This is a genomic window from Priestia sp. SIMBA_032, assembly GCF_046535215.1.
GTDB lineage: Bacteria > Bacillota > Bacilli > Bacillales > Bacillaceae_H > Priestia > Priestia aryabhattai.
In genome coordinates this window covers 1-260 of the sequence record NZ_JAWRXD010000956.1, presented here as the reverse complement: position 1 = coordinate 260, position 260 = coordinate 1, and the positions used below count along the sequence as shown (strand labels likewise).

Sequence of the window (260 nt, the reverse complement as noted above, 5' to 3'; positions counted from 1 at the left end):
GTGTTATAAATGTAATAGCTTTTCCACTATTTCCAGCTCGTCCCGTTCTTCCAGTACGATGTACATAGCTTTCTTTTTCAAGTGGAATATCATAATTAATAACATGTGTAATATTATCAATATCGATTCCTCTCGCAGCCACGTCTGTTGCTACTAAATAACGGAATTTCCCTTTTCTAAAATCATCCATGACTTCAAAACGATCTTCTTGTACCATACCACCATGTATTTTGTCGCAAGGATAGTTAGCTCGTTTTAAC

At 35.8% G+C, this 260-nt stretch carries 1 protein-coding gene; it reads right to left on the bottom strand.

From position 1 onward, the window contains the following. Window positions 1-260: helicase-related protein (locus SB717_RS37180; RefSeq protein WP_410908118.1), on the bottom strand; the 260-nt coding region annotated here is incomplete at both ends.